The 20,786-nt window shown below is 45.1% G+C and carries 25 protein-coding genes; 3 read left to right on the forward strand and 22 right to left on the reverse strand.

All coding sequences use genetic code 11. From position 1 onward, the window contains the following. From BM135_RS11725 to BM135_RS11830, 22 genes are all read right to left on the reverse strand, one after another. On the reverse strand, positions 1 to 2,627 hold a 2,627-nt coding region (locus BM135_RS11725; protein WP_092519900.1), incomplete at its 3' end, for a TipJ family phage tail tip protein. Then, positions 2,627 to 3,217: a tail assembly protein gene (locus BM135_RS11730; RefSeq protein WP_092519901.1), complete on the reverse strand. Its 591-nt coding sequence runs from the start codon at positions 3,215 to 3,217 to the stop codon at positions 2,627 to 2,629. The genes BM135_RS11725 and BM135_RS11730, both read right to left, overlap by 1 nt. Further along, entirely contained in the window at positions 3,160 to 3,873 is a 714-nt protein-coding gene (locus BM135_RS11735; protein WP_092519902.1) for a C40 family peptidase, read from the reverse strand. Before BM135_RS11735 ends, BM135_RS11730 begins: the two co-directional genes overlap by 58 nt. Before the next feature lie 2 nt (positions 3,874 to 3,875). Further along, positions 3,876 to 4,580, reverse strand: a complete 705-nt coding sequence (locus BM135_RS11740) for a phage minor tail protein L (RefSeq protein ID WP_092519903.1) — start codon at positions 4,578 to 4,580, stop codon at positions 3,876 to 3,878. After that, positions 4,577 to 4,912, reverse strand: a complete 336-nt coding sequence (locus BM135_RS11745; RefSeq protein WP_092519904.1) for a phage tail protein — start codon at positions 4,910 to 4,912, stop codon at positions 4,577 to 4,579. Before BM135_RS11745 ends, BM135_RS11740 begins: the two co-directional genes overlap by 4 nt. A gap of 35 nt (positions 4,913 to 4,947) precedes the next feature. Then, positions 4,948 to 8,298, reverse strand: coding sequence for a tape measure protein (locus BM135_RS11750; protein ID WP_092519905.1), 3,351 nt, complete (start codon positions 8,296 to 8,298; stop codon positions 4,948 to 4,950). Between the two features lie 64 nt (positions 8,299 to 8,362). Next, positions 8,363 to 8,884, reverse strand: a complete 522-nt coding sequence (locus BM135_RS11755; RefSeq protein WP_092519906.1) for a hypothetical protein — start codon at positions 8,882 to 8,884, stop codon at positions 8,363 to 8,365. Positions 8,885 to 9,035: 151 nt separating this feature from the next. After that, positions 9,036 to 9,389: a hypothetical protein gene (locus BM135_RS11760; protein ID WP_092519907.1), complete on the reverse strand. Its 354-nt coding sequence runs from the start codon at positions 9,387 to 9,389 to the stop codon at positions 9,036 to 9,038. Next, positions 9,386 to 9,688 carry a hypothetical protein gene (locus BM135_RS11765; protein WP_092519908.1) on the reverse strand — a complete coding sequence of 101 codons (303 nt, stop codon included), beginning with the start codon at positions 9,686 to 9,688 and terminating at the stop codon, positions 9,386 to 9,388. The genes BM135_RS11760 and BM135_RS11765 overlap by 4 nt, the downstream gene beginning before the upstream one ends. A gap of 172 nt (positions 9,689 to 9,860) precedes the next feature. Further along, positions 9,861 to 10,550, reverse strand: a complete 690-nt coding sequence (locus tag BM135_RS11770) for a DUF6246 family protein (protein WP_092519909.1) — start codon at positions 10,548 to 10,550, stop codon at positions 9,861 to 9,863. A gap of 49 nt (positions 10,551 to 10,599) precedes the next feature. Beyond that, entirely contained in the window at positions 10,600 to 11,352 is a 753-nt protein-coding gene (locus tag BM135_RS11775) for an Ig-like domain-containing protein (RefSeq protein ID WP_092519910.1), read from the reverse strand. A gap of 51 nt (positions 11,353 to 11,403) precedes the next feature. Next, a complete protein-coding gene (locus BM135_RS11780; RefSeq protein WP_092519911.1) occupies positions 11,404 to 11,778 on the reverse strand; it encodes a phage tail termination protein in 375 nt (124 codons plus the stop codon). Next, positions 11,775 to 12,146 carry a hypothetical protein gene (locus BM135_RS11785; protein WP_092519912.1) on the reverse strand — a complete coding sequence of 124 codons (372 nt, stop codon included), beginning with the start codon at positions 12,144 to 12,146 and terminating at the stop codon, positions 11,775 to 11,777. Before BM135_RS11785 ends, BM135_RS11780 begins: the two co-directional genes overlap by 4 nt. Position 12,147: 1 nt before the next feature. After that, positions 12,148 to 12,495, reverse strand: coding sequence for a hypothetical protein (locus tag BM135_RS11790; protein WP_092519913.1), 348 nt, complete (start codon positions 12,493 to 12,495; stop codon positions 12,148 to 12,150). Between the two features lie 2 nt (positions 12,496 to 12,497). Beyond that, a complete protein-coding gene (locus BM135_RS11795) occupies positions 12,498 to 12,863 on the reverse strand; it encodes a DUF7370 family protein (RefSeq protein ID WP_092519914.1) in 366 nt (121 codons plus the stop codon). Then, complete coding sequence (locus BM135_RS11800) at positions 12,844 to 13,098, reverse strand: hypothetical protein (protein ID WP_092519915.1); 255 nt, start codon at positions 13,096 to 13,098, stop codon at positions 12,844 to 12,846. Before BM135_RS11800 ends, BM135_RS11795 begins: the two co-directional genes overlap by 20 nt. 9 nt (positions 13,099 to 13,107) lie before the next feature. Beyond that, entirely contained in the window at positions 13,108 to 14,199 is a 1,092-nt protein-coding gene (locus BM135_RS11805) for a major capsid protein (protein WP_092519916.1), read from the reverse strand. Positions 14,200 to 14,209: 10 nt separating this feature from the next. After that, entirely contained in the window at positions 14,210 to 14,638 is a 429-nt protein-coding gene (locus tag BM135_RS11810; RefSeq protein WP_092519917.1) for a hypothetical protein, read from the reverse strand. Between the two features lie 5 nt (positions 14,639 to 14,643). Then, complete coding sequence (locus BM135_RS11815) at positions 14,644 to 16,032, reverse strand: DUF2213 domain-containing protein (RefSeq protein WP_092519918.1); 1,389 nt, start codon at positions 16,030 to 16,032, stop codon at positions 14,644 to 14,646. Between the two features lie 20 nt (positions 16,033 to 16,052). Continuing rightward, complete coding sequence (locus BM135_RS11820) at positions 16,053 to 17,036, reverse strand: phage minor head protein (protein ID WP_245737391.1); 984 nt, start codon at positions 17,034 to 17,036, stop codon at positions 16,053 to 16,055. Further along, positions 16,993 to 18,420, reverse strand: a complete 1,428-nt coding sequence (locus BM135_RS11825) for an anti-CBASS protein Acb1 family protein (RefSeq protein WP_092519920.1) — start codon at positions 18,418 to 18,420, stop codon at positions 16,993 to 16,995. The genes BM135_RS11820 and BM135_RS11825 overlap by 44 nt, the downstream gene beginning before the upstream one ends. A 12-nt stretch (positions 18,421 to 18,432) precedes the next feature. Next, positions 18,433 to 19,905: a terminase gene (locus BM135_RS11830; RefSeq protein ID WP_092519921.1), complete on the reverse strand. Its 1,473-nt coding sequence runs from the start codon at positions 19,903 to 19,905 to the stop codon at positions 18,433 to 18,435. Positions 19,906 to 19,928: 23 nt separating this feature from the next. On the opposite strand from BM135_RS11830, the gene BM135_RS17990 reads away from it, so the two are divergent. From BM135_RS17990 to BM135_RS11835, 3 genes are read left to right on the forward strand one after another with little or no spacing between them, the layout of a single operon-like run. Then, entirely contained in the window at positions 19,929 to 20,099 is a 171-nt protein-coding gene (locus tag BM135_RS17990) for an HNH endonuclease (RefSeq protein WP_422646151.1), read from the forward strand. Next, positions 20,096 to 20,272: a hypothetical protein gene (locus BM135_RS17035; protein ID WP_175486116.1), complete on the forward strand. Its 177-nt coding sequence runs from the start codon at positions 20,096 to 20,098 to the stop codon at positions 20,270 to 20,272. The genes BM135_RS17990 and BM135_RS17035 overlap by 4 nt, the downstream gene beginning before the upstream one ends. A gap of 43 nt (positions 20,273 to 20,315) precedes the next feature. Beyond that, the gene (locus tag BM135_RS11835) at positions 20,316 to 20,633 is read left to right on the forward strand and encodes a DUF5405 family protein (protein ID WP_092519922.1); all 318 of its coding nucleotides are present in this window, start codon (positions 20,316 to 20,318) and stop codon (positions 20,631 to 20,633) included. Positions 20,634 to 20,786 lie beyond the last annotated feature (153 nt).

The following is a 20,786-nucleotide window of genomic DNA, read 5'->3' on the forward strand; positions in this document are numbered from 1 at the left end:
TGTACCTTCTTCATGTCCTCAGCAAAGGCCACCCGGTCGGTAACCTGTGTGGTCTGAATATGCAGGATTTCCGCCCGCATATCCCCGTTCACTTTCAGCTGACGCTGGACAGCTGACCCCGTCAGGGCGGCAGCGGCCATAACCGCCTCAGAGTTATAGTCAATCTGCGATTGCAACCGCTTCCCGACTTCGGCGGTGAGGAACTTGTTGCCTAACTCGCTCAAAATTTCCTTTGTGTTATCATCAGGCGCACCAACCGCTTCAACAAAATGTGATTTTCCGAATTCATTTATGCTGCGAACATAAAACCAATACGGCATTCCTGCTTTTAACTGGCCTTTTATCCAAAATTTGGCAATACCCAAAAAATCGGCTTTAGACTCAATTTCATTGATGTTGGTGATTTGTTTTTCGGAAAACCAGAACTCAAATTGCGTATCTAGTGTCTTTGGTGCACTGATATGAGGGATCGCTTTTAACTCAAAAAATCCCGGCTCAATGTTAACTACAGAAGGTGCGGCAGGAGTGCCAATTATCATCTGAACCTTGGATTCATCCCCCAGCATACCGCTATCATCGCGGGCACGAACGCCAATCATGTAAATTCCAGCATCTAGGCCATTAAAGTAGTATTCAAGTTCTTTGGTATTACTTCTCGATACCACTTTATTGTCACGATATACCGATACATCAAAAGTGATATTGCGGTTAATAGTTGTTGTAGCCCACATTGCACGAGCCTGTATCTGGGAGCTATCGAGAATATAGGCAATGCTCAACCGCTCAATGTTAGGAATGCGGATAACGTTTTGTGTGGCTGGATTCCCCTGAAAATCAACGCCATTATCAACAATCGCTTCTTTCTGCGGCTCATGCTGAATACAGGTGAAGTTGTAATTGCCCGTTTTATTGTCCTCGGCAATGCTCATAACCCTGAATAAACGAGTTACCAGTGATTTTTTGGAAATGGAAAAAATGCCCCATTGTCGCAAGCCGACAGGCGTATCTTTTAATGTGACAATATCGCCATTAGCAGAATCAATATCCACCCGAACAAATTTGCCCTCATTTCCCATATAAGAGAAATAACCTGATTCCCCCTTGGTAAATTCAACAGGTGCATCAAGACGAACTTCTTTGCCTGAAAATGAAAGTATCCGTCCACCAACACGCGCAACAGCGAAACTGTTATCTGCAATCTCGATAATGCCACCCGGTGTGCAGTTAATGCCCTCTCGACCTGTACTGAATGTCACTGAATCAGTTTCAAGCTTTTCAGTCTCAATTATCCATTTGCCGACACGATGAGCCTGACCGCGACTGGTGCAACCAAAAGCAGCCACCTTTTTAATATTGATTCCAAGACGGGCCACCAGCTCATCATCTTGGATAATTTCCCGCTCGCCTTTCCAGCCGTTATCTGGGTTAGTCCATGTAACCTCAATCATGGTGTGGCGTGCTTTTTTTGCAGCAGAACTGTAGTTGAACTTTCCCTCAACCACGTTAGCGTTGGTGAATGTCCAGACCGGATCGGATGGCCTATCCTGAAATGCAGTAAGTTTCAAACCGTCCCATACCTGCATACCACGGAATACGGACGCCAAATCATCCAGAACATCCCGCGCTTTTCGTTGAGTGGCTATGTAGGCGTTACAAGTGAAGCGAGGCTCCATTCCACCAAAGCCATTGGGTACGGATTGATCACAATACTGAGCAATGGCATACAGTGCGAATTTGTCACAACCAAATGACCCCATCAACTTCCCGATGCCATAGCGGGTATTGGTCACTAAATCATAGAATATCCATGCTGGGTTATTGGTGTACGCTGGCTTAAAGCGTCCTGTCCATACCCCCTTATATTCACGTGTCTCAGGATCATAATTGTCAGGTACCTGAACAATCATTCCCTTAATGTGATAGGTACGCTTTGGTGTATCAGCGAATAATGACCTATCAATACGCATACCAACCACAGCGCTATTGGGGTAGCTCATCAGGGTATCCGTGATTTCGGTATAACTGGCCCATACCGTACCGTTACGGAGTTGGTCACTTTTACTGTCATCCGTTAGGCGAGATACCCTGATTTGGAAAGGTTTTTTCTTGGGCGCATCAATAGTGTGGGATTCCAGATATTGACCGCTGATTTTCCCTGGTCCTATCTGAACGGTCTTTGCATTGTACCAACCAGAACCGTCATTTACATCAATAGCCATTTGCACTGAACTGTTGCTTTGATTGCCTTTGCTATCCGTTTGGACGAGCTGACTAACTCCCAGAGTGAACCTGACTCTATCCACATCACGGTTGGACACAGATCTGAGAATAGGCATGTCTTTTTTCACTTCAACACTGACAGGAATTTCACTTTCAACGAATGGATAATCACTGAGTGGTTCTTGGGATTGAGTGCCAGCACGCCACTGTACAGTAACGCCGTTAATATTAGGATTGCCATTTTTATCAACAACAGGAGTTCCGTTAATCCTGAACCCATGCAGCCCGCCCACAGGCCCTTCTATTTGTCCTTCGCTGACCAGATCAACAATTCTCAAAAACTGTTTGTTTTTTAGGTTGTCGTCAACCAATGTTGGCGTACTGCCACCGCCTCCACCCTTACCCATTATTCCGTCTCCAAGCCTTGAGAAATAACATTCGAGCCTACAACCATCTCACCGTATGCAATGGGAACCGGATAGCCTTGACCGATACGATTTTCCAGTGAATTGAAATACTGATTACCACCTGTTTTGCTTGAACCCATTTCAGGGGTTTGAGGCATTTTGGTTAACATGGATGCCAAACCTGCACTGATCAGGGCAACGCCCGTAATTGCTAATCCGGTTGCTACTGTGCCAGTCATACCCATACTCGCCCATGCTGCCATAGATGCGCCACCCGTATAGAATGCGGCGGCAACAGCCACAACACCCAAAATAGCCATGCCAACACCATTACCACCAGCACCAACAACAACCGGAACGATAGTAACGGTATCCCCATCATTAAGCGGATAGTTCATACCAACGGGAATGCTATTTTCTGTCATATCCCGCCCTGCAATACGTACACGGATATGTCCATCGGACAGTGCTTGTTGAAAGCCTGTTAACTGGTAACACAAGCATCTCACCGCCTCCGCTGCATCACGAACCTCTAACTCGTAACGCCGACCAAATCTTCTAAGATGGCCTCCAAGCTGTAGTTTGACCATTGTTTGTGTCTCCATACTGAGTGGGTGTATCTGAGCCAATAGCCGTCATAAACATCGCGTTTACTTATGCGATCTGGCCTGTGGTGTAGGATTTGCTGATTACCGATATAAATAGCCCCATGACAAGGCGTCTGACTGCCTAGGCAGATAAGAATGATATCGCCGGGTTGAATTTCATCTACCTGTTCAAGTCCCTGACTGGCTATATTATCGAGATAAAGATTTTGCCCGGCATTCCACCATTCATCGTCACGGCTGAAATCGTCCAACTCGATACCAGCAAGGTGATAAGCATCACGGATTAATGAATAACAATCCTGTGTGCCATGTATGAATTCCCGACCCAATAAACGCGGAACAGGGCGGAATTTATGAACCCGATCACCACAGGTCAACCACCACGGTAACCCGGTTTTAATTTGCTGCTCCCTATCTCCGGTACTCAGGCGAGACTTGCCGTTTGGGTGACTGTGAACAATGACCTCAATATCCGCAAAACACTCTGCGGTTATCCAGTCATCGGGGTTAATTTCGAAATAGTTCTCAGGATCTGGCGAAATATTGCGGCATGGAAAATAACGACCTCCCGAAATCAGGCCGCACGATTCCCTCACCCCTTCCACTTTCGCGTGGGCGATAATGTCTTTTTCAATCATGATTAACCTAGCTTGTTAGCACCTAAAAAGCCGCCAAAGGGCATAGATAAAGGGCGAGGGAATCGTTTAATACAGCCGCTGTACTTCTTTGAGCAGCGGTCTTTAAGTAAATTAGTAGTTGGCTGGTCTTTTTCATCTGCCACGGGTGGGCCATCATAGCCACAGTCAGCAGAACGATATTGCCAACTGCAAATATCAGCCTGAATCACCCGCGCCGGAATCAAAGCGCCATCAGTCTCACTGGGTAATGCGAGTACATAAGTTACGAAGTCAGCGTTGGAATCTTGCTTTTGCTCTATCAGGTACTTGCTCACGGCTTCTCTGGTTGGATCTGCCTGTGGGTTGCCATTCGAAAAATTCACCGCATCAAGATAAATTTCCGGCACTTGATGACGTGTCACCACAGCACCCAAGGCATCATTGAAATCCTGATTTATTGCTGTAATGAACCCGTTAATGTTGGCAAAAATCATTTTTGGTCTGGAGCTTGGCCCTTTGCCACTCATTTCAAATCCTGTCACCTCAACTGGATAAGGTTCATAACGCATTCCCTGCCAGATAATAGGCTGTAACTTCCCATTCATGCCATCATGAAAGCGGTAGATGTCGCCACCAAAGACCGTTAAATCTATCTCATACAGATTGAGAATGGCATTCTGAGCCAGTTCGGTGACCTCAATCCGCATCTCTTTTGGAATGTCTCTCATGCCACCACCTCCTCAAAGATGCAGCTAATAGACCAGCGCATCCGATGACGGTTGACCGTCCACGAACGGCAAACGAAGGTACGCAATTGGTTATCATCACTGGTTCGCCATGTGAATGACTCTACCGCGCCTCGTGCCCGTAGAAACTCATCAATAGCACGTCCGGTCTCCACGCTCCCAACAAAGCTAAGCTGGTAGCGTTTTAACTGGTTATTGATACCGTCTTTAATGCGCTGCTCGTAGCCGTCACCAAACTTAATCACTTTGACACGCGGCTCATGGCTGACCTCGTAGTTATCCTGTGGCCGCCACTTAAATTCTGGTTTTGTCATATTTTACCCAATAAAAAACCCATCCGAAGATGAAGTCATTCATTTAACATTCCACCCGGTCGGCGCTCATCTATCAGCACGTCATAAATGGATTTCTTCACCATTCCCGACATCAATCGTGCATCCTGTTCAGAAAAGTTACCTTGTGTCTGCACACTAAACGAAATATTGATATCGCCGACAGAAACTCCACCCCCCCCTTTCCCTATGTCTCTATTGCTAACCACCTTACCCCTGTCACCCGGTATCATATATTGATGACCATTATTAGCCTTGAATATCTCAGGCTTGTTATTTTCACCAATACGATAAGCCCCGTTCGGGCTAACTGGTCCGCCGTTTTTACGGGCACCCAATAACGCAATCATCGCAGGGACAGCGGTTGCCATAGCCATCATGCCGACTGTAGCAGCGGATCCCATTGTTGCCACACTAGTAGCCGCAGCAGCAGGAGCCATTGCCGTAGTAATCGTCGCACCTGTAGCAACAGCATCGACCTTAGCAGCTGTACTCGCGGCTTTCCCAATCACCATATTCTTGATTTGCTGCATACCCATCTGAACCAGCGCCGAAACAGCTTCATTCGTGATGGTAAGCGCCAAATTTCTCATGGCTTCATTAGCTGTCTGAGTGCCGGTTAACAGCCCTGTTATGGAATTGGCAGAGCGTTGCCCCAATGATTCAACAGCATCACCTAGAAATTGATACATCTCATTTTGGCTCTTCCATTGCTCCCATTGGGAACTCGCAAGGTCTTCTTGGTATTTCTTTTCAATAGCGGCTCTGGCGGCCTCAGCTTGTTCCTTAAGCTCAGTATGCTGTTGCTCAAACTGCTTGATGGCTTCTATCTTCCTGTCATGCTCATTGATGAGATTTTGTACTGGGTCGAATTCCCCAAGAGTTTTCATAGCAGGTGATACGGCCTCATTGACTTTGCGTTGTCGCTCTTCTTCTGCGGCCTTATCCTTAATCGCTTTCATCTGTTCCTGAAAGATTTTTTCGTCGATAAGGTGTTTATCGTACATCCTCTTGAGGCCATCTTCCTCTTTCTTGCGAAGCATGGCAGAGTGAGCGGCAACATCAAGTTCAGATGCTTTAATCTTGTCGTCTCTTTCTTGATTAGCCAGCCAAATTCTTTCGGCATTAGCTTCCGCTGCTTTTAGCTGGGATTCACTAGAACCTTCCGGCATTGCCTTGCGAACGTCATATTTAGCCATCTCAAGGCTATTTTCTTTATATCCGGTATTGAGACGATCTAAGGCTTCTTGTTGGCGTTTTAATGTTTCTGTTGCTTCATTGGCTGATTTGGAGGATTTTTTATTGGAATTTTTCGCTTCCTCTCCGTTTTGCCATATTTGTGTATACATCACTTCCAATTGTTTAATTGCATTCTGATCTGCTATCCCCGCATCCTCGGCATCATATTGAGCTTGAAGTTCTGCTCTGGCTTTACCTTCAAGCTTACTTAAAGCGAGGCGTCTTTCAGTTTGCTTCTTTAATTTTTCACCTTCGTCACCACCCCAATTTATTTTGAGGTATTCAGAGTTAAACTCTTTCAGTTCATTAGTCGCTATACCTAGAATTTGAGCAAAATGCTCCTGTGCACCAGTCATTCTGGCAATTGAACTTATAGCTTTATCTTGAGCCTCTGCGTTTTCTTTAGCTGCTTTCATTTGCTCAACGATAGTTTCATTAACTCGCTTGTATATTAATGCTAAATATCCCTCTGCATCAGCTAACTTTATTTTCTTGCTATAAATCTCCCCTGCTAATTCTTTTGCTTTCCTAACATTCTTATTGTAGTTCACCATGTAACCATTATTTTCATCTGTAGTTACTCCAAATTGAACAGCTAAATCCCAATATTTCTTCTGTTCCTGATTTGCTCCCCTTAGTTCTTCCTCTAGATCACTCATCTCATCCTTTAAGTTTTTTATATATTCTATCGTCTTGGCTCCAGATGCTTCTGCCTGTACTTTATTCATTTCTTTCAATTTTTTGATGAGATCTGACAAAGTTTCGCCAAATTCCATAGAGGCCTGCTTTGCTTGTTGCGCCTGTTGGTAATAATAGAATAATGCTCCACCAGCCAACATAGCAGCTCCCATAGGCCCACCAATTAATGCAAGCGCTCCCTTTAACCCTGTCAAGGTTATACTAGCTGCTTTATTTGCCGCAGTTGATCGTGCTGTCGCTATCGTTTCCGCGTTTTTGGCTTGGACGTAAGCCGCTGACGCAGCTATGGAAGCCGATTTTTTAGCATTGAGATTATCTAATGCGAATGCTTCCGCTGCGCTCCCTTTTGCTACGTTATATTCAGCCTGAGCAAGATTTAACGCAGAGGCAGCAGCATCTTTATCAGCCCAAGCCTTTCTTGTTGCTGCCTGAGCGGCATATAATGCATTCCGAGCTGAAATCTGTGTCGCTCTCGCCTCACCGATGGATGCAGCAGCACTCTCCAATTTTTTTCTCGTAGCTAGTGTCAGCGCCCCAACAAATCTAGAACCCATTACCGCAGCGACCACCAAAACCACATTTGAAACAGCATTCATGTTTTCACTCAAGGTAATAATCACATCATTAAATGCACTAACTCCGGCTTTTACTGTAGATGACTCACCAAAGAATTTGGTCAGATTATTGCTTGCTACCTGCATAGACTGACCCATTGTCATAATGGTTTTTGCAAATTCTTTGCCAATAACATTACCTTGAGATAATAACCCCTTAACTACAACATCTGTTGTCAATTTCCCCTGCGCAGCCATTTTGCGTAATTCACCAATATTCACACCCATAGAATCAGCCAAGGCGACCATTAGGCGACTACCCTGTTCTGCTACAGAGTTGAATTCCTCACCACGCAGAACGCCAGAAGCTATACCCTGCGACAATTGAATAATTGCGTTCTCTGCTTCCGTGGCGGTCGCACCTGAGACAATAAATCCTTGGTTAATTACCTCTGTTAGTCTCGTTAATTCAGCCGCAGAAATATTATATTCTCGTGTACCTCGTTCCAATCGACTATATAAAGTGGCCGTTGCATTCAGGCTGGTACGGGTATCCTGTGAAAGTTGAAATACCCTATTGGTTACATCAATCAGTTGCTCATTAGCTCGAACAGAGTTAGCTAGCTTGTTATTTACAACCGTCCATGCATCAGCGTAAGCAGCTACTTGTTGAACCGATAGTGCGGAGGTAAGAGCGATGGCGACTTTCGATACTGAGGATAATGCCTTTTCTGCCCCATTAACCGCCTGCCCTGTTTGATTAAAGCGTTGCTCTACCTGCCCTAGACGCGAATCTAATTGCCGTTGCGCCGTCAACAATTGCGCTACATCCATTGATACCTGATAAACGATATTACCTACTTGATATTCTGCCATTTACTGGTTCCTTAAAAAGGAAAACCCCGCCAAAGCGAGGTCTTGGTTATCAATTAATTTTTTATTACAAGGCGCTTTTCAAATCATCGGTGTCAAATTGGATTCTCGTTTCTCCATTACCAGTTGAAATAATGGAGTTAACATTATCTTTTCTATACACACTGTATTTAGTACCTAAACAAGATCTTTTCTCCACACAACCATATGGAATTTTTTTCACTGCATCACTATCTGTGATGTTATTTTCTGTTGCCACAGGCTCGCCAAGTTTGCTATGTGCATAAGAGGAAAGATTCTTATAATACGATGATGAATCATCTTTCACTGTTGCTACAACACCAACTATTTTTCCATCAATAACTTGAACGAAATAATTTGCTGAGTCTCCGGCTTCTGGACTTGGAACTTTTTTTAGATCAGCTAATATGAAATGTTTTTTTGATGAGATTAAATCAACTTTTTTCACCAACCCTTGCTCTTTAATTTTCTCAAAATCACCACCAAGAGTTATACCAAAAACCTTAATTGATCTATCACAACCCGCCAGAAATAAGCAACTAATCACAACTAAAAAGAGTCTTCTCATCACAATTCCCCATCATTAAATTTTGCTCATAATACCAACCAATTAGTGCAAAACAACGCAAAACGCCACATTTAAGTGGCATTTGTGTGATGATTATTTGATTAAAGCCGAAAAATCAGCGCGCGGCGGGTTGGGTTAACTATTATGTCTGTTAAGCGGCTTTATGGCGCTTACTTGCTGATTTTCTTTTTTCGTTTTTCATCGCCTTGCTGTGAGCTTCTGTCAGTATCCGTTTTTTCTCACTATTAACAAAACGATTTAAAACCTGCCGAATTAATGGTTGATAGCCCAGACCGTTAAGGTCAGCTATCATTTTCAGGTCTTCTATCAGAGACTTATTTAACCTGATTGAGATTGGCTGTAAGTCCAGCGCCTCGTTAATCAGATCCTCCGTGATATCGTCAGATACTTTAATGTGAGCCTCACTGCGACCAAGCTCACCGCTCTCCCATGCCTCATCAGTAGAAGCTATCAGGTCTGTTCGCTTATCAGTTTGTCTGCTCATTTCTCTGTTCCTAGGCCGTATTTTCTGTAAATTCTCAATTCATCTTCGTTAGGTGCATAGGCTGTTCTTATAGCCACCCCTTTATCAGGGTAATGAATAAAGACTATCTTCAACTTAACACCATAATCAGTTTCAGATATAAACCATCTAGTAGGCGGGTCAGTTCTATTGTCTTCTCTCGCATCCTCAAGAAAACTCCCTGTCCGATTAGAAAAACACTGGAGTATATCCTCTTCATTAACAGGCGGGCTCTTGCCTGCTAACTTCAACCTAATGTTTGATGATATCAAGAGCTTCATATATCGGCATCTTTAACCTATGGTTAATCTGTATATACAGAATACACCACGAAACAGATCTAAACAACTCAAAAGACTTATAAAATATCGATAAATGCCGTGTAATTAATAGATAAAATAAATCATAAAACTATGAATTTTGTATATACATAATATTAAATGTTTAAAACTATTATTTTTTCATGCTAACCAGTCTTCGCTTGCCATTCATCAGGTCATTAGCTCGCTGATCATCAGCATCAATAACGGCATCATACTCTTCACGGGTGAACCCCTTCTCATCGGGAAACTTGGCTTTCAGCATCATCTGAAATTCGGTCATCGTTAACTGTTCAGCCTCTTCGCGTGACATATTGAAATGAGCGCGAGCCGCATTGATATACTCAATAGCTTTAAACTGGTCAGAAAACTCTTCCGTTCCTTCATGGCGCTGTAGTTTCCTGATTTTCACTTTACCAATGACGCCATGTGTTATCAGCTCTCTGGCAATCACAATAATGTCGTTAATTGGCACACTACCCAGGCGATATACAACCCCTTTTTGCCCTGGTCTCCATTCACCAATCAGCTCTTCCACATCATCGTTACAGCACGCCTGCACAACTATTATGGATGTTGACAGGATACTGCGTCCAAATACAGGTTTACGCATCAGTTTAATCAGCCAGTCTGGAAGTGTGCCGTAAGCCACCAGCGCACGGTTAATTAATTCCTGAGTCTCTGCCCCGTTTAATAATGTATACGTCTCTACAATCTGTTTAGGTGTACCAATACGTGTCATTGCAGCGAAAGAAGGGCGCAGTAAATAATCGGTTTTATCAGTGGAGATAACCATCTCACCAATATCAATAATGGGCGTCATAATTCCTCCTGAACATTATCAAGGGCGCTCGCAAGTGCCCTTTGTAATATTAAGCGGTCACAGTCACAGCGCACTTAGCTGCTTTGTTGCCATCCTGAGTCAGAACAGTGATATTTACTGCGCCTTCTGCAACCCCTTTTACCGTCACGACATTGCCTACCTTACTCACTGTAGCGACATTGGTTTTATCCGATGTCACGGTATAGTTTTTATTGGTCGCATCAGCAGGGCTGAAATTTACGACAAATGAACCGGTTTTTCCTACTGCTACCGTCAATGATTGAGGATTAACAGTGACGGATTGCACAGCGACTTCTTCAATCAGCCAATCAACCGTATCAGCATCACTGACTTTCAATTCACCGGAATAGGTGGCAATCTCGTTAGCTCCAAATTGAGATGACCAAGATGTAAACACCATATAACCTTGCAGAACGAAAGAGTTTTCTCCAGTGAAGTCCATTTGCACCCAATATGACGGTTGGCGCCCGGATTGAACTTCTTTCGGGATCTCCCGCAGCAATCGCAATGGACCAAAATCTTCGGCCTTATCGCGTTTGCGGTATTCACCGTCAAATGAGATTGTTAAGTCCATACTGGTTACGACGCTTTCCACCAGCCCTTTTGAATCATCCGCCTCTGAGGTCAGGGTGTTGGGGGATAGGTCAAATGATTTGGTGGTCAATGCACCTATCCGAAAAAACGCTGATTGGTCTGGTACTGCATCAGGACAACCATGCGCAATGCGAATAATAGCGTTGCGACCAATAAGTTTATTGGTTTCTACTGGGCAATTTGCCATGTGAATAACCTCTATTAATAGAAATAAAAAAAAGCCGCCTGAGCGACTTGATTATGATGTACAGCGAAAGAGCAACCGGATAACGTATCGGTTCTCTTGTGTGGGGATGGGGGTTGTTAATCCCCCTAGATTGAAAACGGAGGTCAAACAGTCATCGTCTGGATGTTCGGCAACATAGTCGAGGATTTCCTGTGCACGCTGGATAGCGGGTTGTGGATTATTTTGTCCACTGACCAGAATTACCTGCACATTGTCATCAGCCCCTAAATCATCCAATCGACCAGTGCCACCAGCGGGCTGAAAAACCATGTATTGTTTCTCGCCGCCATCACCTTTCTGTTCAATCCAAGTGACCATCTGTACCGTGAAACCATCAATCAGCCCTGCCGTTGCCAGATAATGCCGGAATTGTTCAAATACACTCATAACGATTTCAATTCCTCCGTTACGGCCTTATCAATCTGTGTCCTCATTTCATCAAACCCCAATTTAAGGAACTCTTTTTTCGCTGTAGCTCTGCGAAAGCGCTGCTTAAATTTAGGATCATGAACATAAAGCGCATAGTTTGCAGAATATCCTACCCGCCCCGTTAATCGTGCTCCCTGAAAGCGAACATCACGGAACTGAGAGTTAATGAGAAAAGAAGTATCGATTGGAGTATAAAGTGCAGCCTGAGCGCTTCCGATATACAGCGCTTTATACATAGCACGGACAACTTTCCGCCCACGTATATCACCGATTAGGGCATTTAACTTAGCCTGCGCTTCTTTAATGCCTTTGACTTTTACGCCCATATCAGACTCCTGTGACTAACGCATAATCATCTGCAAGACGTTCGAAAGTATCGGCATAGCGCACGGTGTGTTTGATTTCGTCAGCCCCTGCCGCGATAGGATTAAGATTAGATGACTCACCAATCAGGATATAATCCCCTATAGAGGCATCAGCAAACTCAGTCCAAAATGTGTTTTTGACAACAAGTTCAGCACCAACCCCTGATATTTTGCTGGACAACCCACCCTGATAATCACACAGGATAGTACGTGGCGTTTCATAACCAAGTGGCTTGCCATACTCATCATTCCCCAGCCGCTTCCAGAATGTGCACATAGCGGTATAGGCCCAGTTCGCCGTATTGCTCATATTCACCCCACTACATCAAAGAAGCCGACTGTTTTGCTCTCCAGCGGCAAGCCAGACAAACAGCCGGATGTATCCCACACTCTGATTTGCTTAAGCAGATAATCCGTTCCAGCGGAATCATAAGCGAATGAACGGGAAGCGCCGGAAGGGGAACCTTGCGATGCAATTTTTCTTGCACCGGTCAGGGAGGCTAAACGGACGGCGGCATAGATAAGCAGTAGTTTTTGCAAGTTTTCATCGTAGCCATGAACAGCCATGCACTCAGATTTGTCATTCACCTGACCCAGTAACAACTCCAGAACTGAATCAGGCAATGTAAACCCAAGTTCGGCGATCATTGGCTTGATATCATTCAGCGCTATCTGCATCGTGTTTATCCTTCTTACCTTTGCCTTTGGCTAATTTCTCAGGCTCAGGCTCAGGCTCAGGAGGATTGTGCGGTGTTGCTACTTCAAGCACACTATCCTTAATTAACTCCGCCAGCCCAATCAACGCCCAACGCTTTGCAGTTTCCTGATCTACTTCCACCAAATCGCCAACCTCCAGTTTTTGGAGATCGGCACCAGAAAAAAGATTACCTGCAATCACTTTTACCAGTGCCATAAATACTCCTTACCCTTTGGCGAACAGCACACCATGCTTGTTGTTGATATCAGTCTTGACCATCAGGCCAGCCGCACCCCATGTACGCCATACATAGTCAGAGTTGTAGAACTGGCGTGGATCAGCGACCGTACCGAATGCTTGACCAACGACAGGTGAGATAACACCAGCACCCAGTGGTACAACCAGAATCTCATTGCCTTCCAGTTGAAAATCTTCTTTGATTTCTTTGATACCCGTCAGTTTTTTGATTTCCTCTAACACTGTGCGAGTGGCGTTAACATCAAAGTAAATCTTCTCCCAATGAGACAGGATGTCACCTGACACATACCAAGTTTGCTCGGCATACATGAAGTTTTTCAGGCGCAATGTGTCACGCAGTGCAATGGCGCCTTCACGGATGGCTTTAGCTTCTGCCTTGGTAAAATCAATGTTCAGGCCACTCGCGCCCAAATCCACCATGCCAACACGCTCATCAGCTTTCAGGCCTTTCCATGTCTTTCCGTCAAACTGAACGTAGTTGCCTTCGCTATCACGGAAACCGTTAAATATGTAATCCACATACTTACGGCGAACGCTATCCACTGAACCACGCTGAGCATCAGCCAGCGACGCCAAGGCAGATCCTTTGTTAAAAATTGGGTCACGCCACTGGAACTTAAATCCAGAATCATGAATTGGCACCATCGTTCCATCAAAGGAGTATGCACGAGCATCTAACGCAGCACCGATCTGCCCGCTCATGGACGTATGCGCCCAGCCTTTACCGCCAGTACGCGCGTATTCGTACACCGACTCTTCCAGACGCACAGAACGAGATAATGACATCAGGTCATTCAATAACGTGAATTCTGTGTTAGGCTCAAATTCAGCCAGTACTGTTTGGTCATACGCACGGTACAAACGGCGAATATCGTCGATGGCATTGACCGCATTCAGCACAGGCGCGTTATTTGCCTCCCCCTGCCAGCGAGTACGCGCCAAGAAATCCGCTACTGCCTGCGCAGAAGCATTACGGGCAGCTTCGAGCTCGCGAAACTGCATTTGATTGACTTCAAGGTTCCCTGTTTCGGTCGCCTGTTTGGTTGAAAAATAAAACATTCATCTCTCCTTATTTAAAAACCACGCGTACTAGATCGCCCGCTTTTGCCGTGATGTTGTCTTCTTCGACATAGGCAAACGCAACAACGCCATCACCTGCCGCCGCAATCTGACCGTTAGTAACTGTTACAGGTTGCCCCTTTTTGTACGTTCCGGCAGCTGCACAGAGGTTTAGGAACATTCCCGCCATCGGCTGCATAGCAACAACCACACCGCCCGCCTTAATTGAGTCGTCCACGGTCTGGCAGCGGAGGTAGTCGATATTGGCGACATAGAGCATTGCTGCCTCTTTGCCATCGACAGAAGCTTTGAATTTGCCTTTGTCAAAATAACCAATCGTGCCGGGCTGAGTATCCGCCGCCGCCGCACCTTCGCGATTCAGCATGGGGTTGGTAAATACACCACCCGCATGAATTACATGTTTTCCGTCTTTCGCCATTTCTATTACTCCGGCATAGATGTGAATGATTCAGAAGAATTGTTTGTAAATGATGAATTCAAACCTGTTGAGGTCTGACATTGTGCATAGAAGCCATCGAGCGCCGCGCCATCCAGTGCGTTAACTACCGTGTCATCTAGACCGAACTTCGCTTTCACAGCAGCGCGTTTATCGGATTTCTCCTTGTCTGCGTTGGCTGTCAACTGAGATTCCAGCGTGGTGATTTTGTCAGTCAATGGTTTCATGGCTGCGTTTATTGCTGCGGTGATCGCATCAGTATTTGTTGCGGCCTCTTTCTCTTTTTTCTCGCGCGCGGCTTTTTCTTCCGGCGTTTCTTTGTCTTTTGCTTCGTCAGCATTCATCTGGTTGTATGCATCAAGCAGCTCAGCTTCGGTCTTGCCGTCAGTCGGCTTACCTTTCGCTTTCAGGGCGTTAACAATCATGTCTTTCATCGGGTTATTAGCTCCGTTGGTTTTAATTTCGTATTCAGTTGGCTTGCGCACAACTTCGACAGACTCTCCGACGAGTTCGGCTGTACCGTCATCGTTCATGAGATATTTTTGTTGGTAGGTTTTACCGGACAGGTAATAGATAAATTTGTCAGGCCAGACGGTTTCAGGGTAAGGCCAGTCATCATCGGGATATACAGTCCTGAGTTTTGCCCTGAGAGCTGAGTAAATATCATCGAATGAGAAATTAGAGGCGTTGGTGAAAAAGAACTTAGCTTTATCAATCACGCCTTCTTTTGTGCAATCTGACGCATCAGAAAGATTGACCACTTCGACCTCTATTTTCTGTCCATCAGAATTAACAAAAATCCCTACGCCCTCTTTTGGTGTTGCGGCTCCTGGCTCATCAGGAGGAAGAATAGCCACATGATCGAACTGCATGTTTCGTGCAATCCATGTGTATTTTTTCCCCTTTGACTTCCCTCCGTTCTGCTCACGTTGTAGCAAGAGTCCAGTAGAAATGTGTATAGGCTCAGCTTCCTTGTTAGCGATCATGTCATCCAGACGTTGTAACAAAACCTTGCCTTTTTCTGTAGACTCCGCATACCGACGGTTAATCTTCATGTCCATGACAACCCGATCACCGTCTTTGCGTACATTCTCAGCCCACGCACCAACATGAAACTGATTTACCGCACGGGGAACATCCGCAGAGACATACTGGCCGTCAATGCTGGGGTGTCCCAAAGGCATTTGCTTGCCTTCTATTGATTTGTAGCTCTTGTTAATCTCACTAGCGGGATATAACCCTCCGTTCATCACAACATCATCGACAACGGGCACAACGCCACGAATGACGACATGCTCATCACTATCAATAGTTTCAGTTGAGATATTGGAAGAATTTAAGGCCAGTGATTTAACATGAACGCTAGATAGCTTCATGCTGTGACCTCTTTGAATTGTTACGTAGATGAATCAGGTTCTTGCCACTCTTTCCGTTCTTCTGTCAGACGCTCAGTCAGACCCGTGTTATACAATTTTCCTTTATCATCCAGTACCACAGGCTGTTGTGCACAATAACAGCGATAGCGATTCCCATTTTTAGAATAAAACTCTTCAACTTCCTGCTTGGTATAAATCTTCCCGTGCCTCGCGGCGTGCCATGATCTGGTAGTTGGTTTCAGGGCTGATAACCAAAGCAACTTAATATTCAATCCAAGCCGCTCTTTAGCCCACACCGTTTCATTCCAATTAGCTTCTCTCAGTGCGCCGACCTGCTCAGTTTGGGCTATGTTCTTAGCGTGGCTCATTGATACATCCAACCGCTTACTCACAATCGCCACTGTTTCCCTTGGATTTACCCCACGAGCGATAGCCTCAGCTATTACATTGGACAAATCAGCCCTTGCCGCATCAGACAGCCCCTTCCAATCGCTATAGGTTGCTACAAATGCCGTAGCAATCTGATTCTGATAGGCAGGTGTTGATAGCAGAACAGAAAGCATCGTTTGCTGTGCGTAAACTTCTGACTGCACCGATAGGTTGGTATAGGCATTTAAAGTTCCGCGTTTATACTCATCGGATATATAACTAAGCACCCATAACTGATCTTTCCAACCCTCAAGCAAATATTCGTCCAAAATTCCCTGTATTCGTTCAAGCAGCAACGCTAAAGCACCCGCTGACATGCCATAGATGAAAGCTTCTTTATTCACACGGAATAACCAGTCCGGCTTTCCTTTTGCGTTTTTCGCAAGAATATAGCCTGATATCCCATCTTTTTGATGTCCGATTAGAGTGCTGTCAAATAATTGCTTGAGGGCTTTCTTGATGTCGTAATACCGTCGCTCTATATCACGGAACATCTTATTCACAGGGCGGTATGACTGGGTGGGGTCGCGTTTATTCCTCGGTATTATCGGGGTTCCGATTCTGGTCTTGCTCATCAGTTAGCGGATCTCCTGTTGCACCCTGTGGCTCAGGTTCTTCTTCCAGAGGTTCCAGTTCACCCACTGTACGAATTTCATTAGGGGTAAATATAGGCGTTCCGAAAGCTTGCTGGGTCTTAAGTGCTGCTTCTGCCATTTTAATCATATTGTCGATTTTCTCCTGCTCACTGGATGCTAGCATGTCAGACCATGCAATAGTGACCTCGCCAGAAGAAGGTGGCTCGATAATGCCGATTTCCCACAATCGCTTTATCAATTGCGTTACATATTGAGTTAGAAATCCCCATCGGCGACCGTTCAGGCGCACTTTCCATGTCGCGTCATCTTTATCCCCGGCTAATTTTCCCGTTTGAGTACCAAACAGAATGGTAAACGGCACTTGCACAGAGGCGCAAAACTCACGAGTGGTCACTTCCCATGTCGGCGTTGGATCGCCCGGAGCCACAGACAAGACATTCAACCGCCCTGCTTGCATCACTGCTGCCGAGTCCGTCCCTCTATTTAATTTACTGATTTTGTCTTCTAATGCCGCGCCGAGGTCTTTGTAGCCAGCTTGAATCGCCGCTGTAGTGATGTCGTGCAGATTAGTTTCTTTATCAAACTCCACCCCAATTTGACGAGAAGCATTTTTCAAAAACCCTTCTGAACTGCCACCGGAGACCTTTTCAATATCCAGTAGTTTGTTATAACCCGATCTGAGTAACGGCGTCCCTGAAAAAATATTTCCATCCTCAGCCCCCTCGCACAAAACAATAACCCGCGATGGGTGAATAGCAAGTTGCTTGGCTGGCCCTTGTATCTCAACCTGACCGACCGGACGCTCATCAAAATTGAACATCTTTGGCTGTCCGTAGTTTTCTGAATTGATATCGGTATCCCATTCGGCAACGGTGAGTTGAGGCTCCCAAACTGGAATCAGGTTTACCAGCGCTTCGCCTTTTAACCTTGATACTACCGTGGTATCAATAGGCTCACTCCATACCCTACTATCCCGAACTTGAATGAGCAGCGCCGAGTAATGCCCTATCATATTACGGCGATCAGAATCTTTGATTTTCGGCCAATATGGTTTTAATAATTTTGTTACTCTTGTCTCCCATGAACTGGTGACATCCACCTCTTTCTTTTCCTCACCATCAATGATGGTCGGGTTATCCTGCCAACACCCATCCAGTAAACGATGCACAGCAGCATGTGCCACTGCATTACGTTCATAGGCGTTGTAATATTCTCTGAACCTGAGTTGTTCGGGATAGCCGAACTCAGAATAGATATTGGTGCGTTTCGTATTGCCGCTAATACCACCAGCTGCATAGATCATCCGCTGGGCGATAGTGTCAGCCAGACTATTAACCAGAAACTCTGTTTTGCTTTCACTCACGAAAGACTCCCCTTAAAAGAAAAATGCACCGACTGTCTTGCGATTGTTCTTGGCTACCGCGAAATAACGAAAACCATCGGCACCGTGTGATGTGAAGTCATGAAGCGGCTTATCTTTCCAGCAGCCGCGCTTGTCATCCCACTCTTTGCGGTAGCTTTCCAGATGGGAAATGCCTTCACTGCACTTTTCTTCATCGAATACGCAGTTAGGCAAAATTTCACGTACCGATTCAATACCGGTATCAACACCAACTTTTGGCACGACTTTGAATATCATTGAATACCGCTGGCCGTCGATTTCATAACCTTCTCGCGCCAACTCTCGGCGTGACTTAGCATCAGCACCAAATTCACGGTTATCGATGTCATGTGGCCCCCAATGCTCACCATAGGTATAGCCTTTGTCTTTCAGCACCTTCATATAGTGCCGCAGCCCTTCGCATGAGTTCTCGTAGTAGTCAATAATGTGAAACTCTTCACCTACTTCACGCACGAACCAGATAGCCGTTGAATCCCCCACCCCGATATCCCAGAACGTGTGTACAGGCAGGTGTGAGTTATCCGGCAATTTGCCAATGCGTTTGTTTTCGTACAGCCAGCGAAATTGCTTGGCGTAATAGGCTCCTTCGACTGATTGCTGGAATGCCTCGGAGGGGATCGACGGGTATTCCCGCTTCATGTCATCGCCGAGCGTTTTCTCTTTGGCGAAATACCAAGCCTGTTGGCGTTCAGTTAGAGTAATGCCGTACTTACCTTGCAACTCTGAGAAATAATCACGCAAGCGGCTTGGTATTGCCTCTACCGGATCAATGGCATAGAGAGGATTCTTCCACCACGAGAAGAAAAAGAATTTCCAATCGAGGTTAGATAACTGCTTACCCTGCATCTGAGCTTTCTCTGCCGTCTGACAGTAATCAAAGAAGTAACCCGCTCGCCCTTCTGCTGTGCTTTCAATCGTGGTGAAACAGTCAGTTGATACCGCTTCAAATGCCCCAGTGACAATCTCACGCGCTTTATCGGGGAACTTGGCGCATATCTTCCCGAACTCCGACACATGTAGATAGCGTAATGTGCCCCCACGAAAGGAAGTGGAGACATACAGTGAACCACCTTTGCGAAAGACCAGCTCCCCGGCTGCATCGTTACTTGCAGGGTTGGCCGCTTTAATTGAATCGGGCAATCGGTCGTAGGCATATTTGACCTTCTCTCGAAACAGGCGCTTAGCATCGTTTAGCGTGTGGGCTATCAGGGCGCATTTTGCTGACTCAAATAGCGCAGCATCAAGTTGAATAATGCAGACTTCTGTTGTAAAACTAAGCTGACGGGCTTTAAGAATGATGTTGCGGGTGTGAATGCCTTCGAAGTATTCCAGCTGCTCTGGCGTCATCTTGAATCTGACAGGGCGGCCTTCTTTGTTGGTTATCCAATAGAGGTGATTGAGCCGCCAGAGTTTATCGCGCAGTAACGCTAAATGTTCTGGCTTCATATTATCCCTTAGCGAGTTCGTCCATCGATGGCAACCCTCAAAATTGCCAGATTGATAATTTACTTATGGTTACACGTCAGGAAAATGTAATTTTAAATAAATTGTACCCCAACACACCTACTGAGTATAAACAAACTACTACGTATTTAGCGCGTATAATGATAGCAATCAATAATAAAGAGAGAGTGATATGAAAGTAAAAATTGAAATAACAAAATCAGAAATATTAGAATACATCAATGGCGATTATTCCATTCCAGAATCTGAATGCCAAGAATTAATTCAGAATGACGCAAAAACTATTTTAGAACGAGGCGGATTTCAGAAAATAACAATGGACGATATCACCGTTATTATTCATGAATAACCATTCGAAAATGGCAATGGACTGCCTAACGTGAGAATTAAATATGAAACTAGATTTAGGAAAATACGTTATTACATCCGATAGTCGAAAATTTATTTTAAACACCAAGACAATATTAAAGTCGGGTAAAAATGCAGGACAGGAAACATTACGTACAATTGGTTATTATCGGCATCTGAATCAATTAATGCGTGATGTAATGAGAATGGAAATTGATAGCGCCGACATCAGAACGCTGCAACAGCTCAGTGACAAAATAGATTTAATCACCAGAAATACGGCTGAGATGCTGAATAATATGTCAACTGAAATTCACAGGTGCCACGCTCAGATTCGTGAACTCGAATCTCAACACCCATGACTAGCGAATTTGAGAATGTAAGGAGCGTCTCGGTTGACTATTTCGCGTCAACCGTTTTACAAATTTATTTGATTTTGTCAACCGAGCATCATGAATACACAGAACACATACGAAAACGCAAGGAGGGCGGTGGCGAGGGAGTGCCTGAATGAA

Origin of the sequence: Xenorhabdus japonica (genome assembly GCF_900115195.1) — a bacterium.
GTDB classification, from domain to species: Bacteria; Pseudomonadota; Gammaproteobacteria; order Enterobacterales; family Enterobacteriaceae; genus Xenorhabdus; species Xenorhabdus japonica.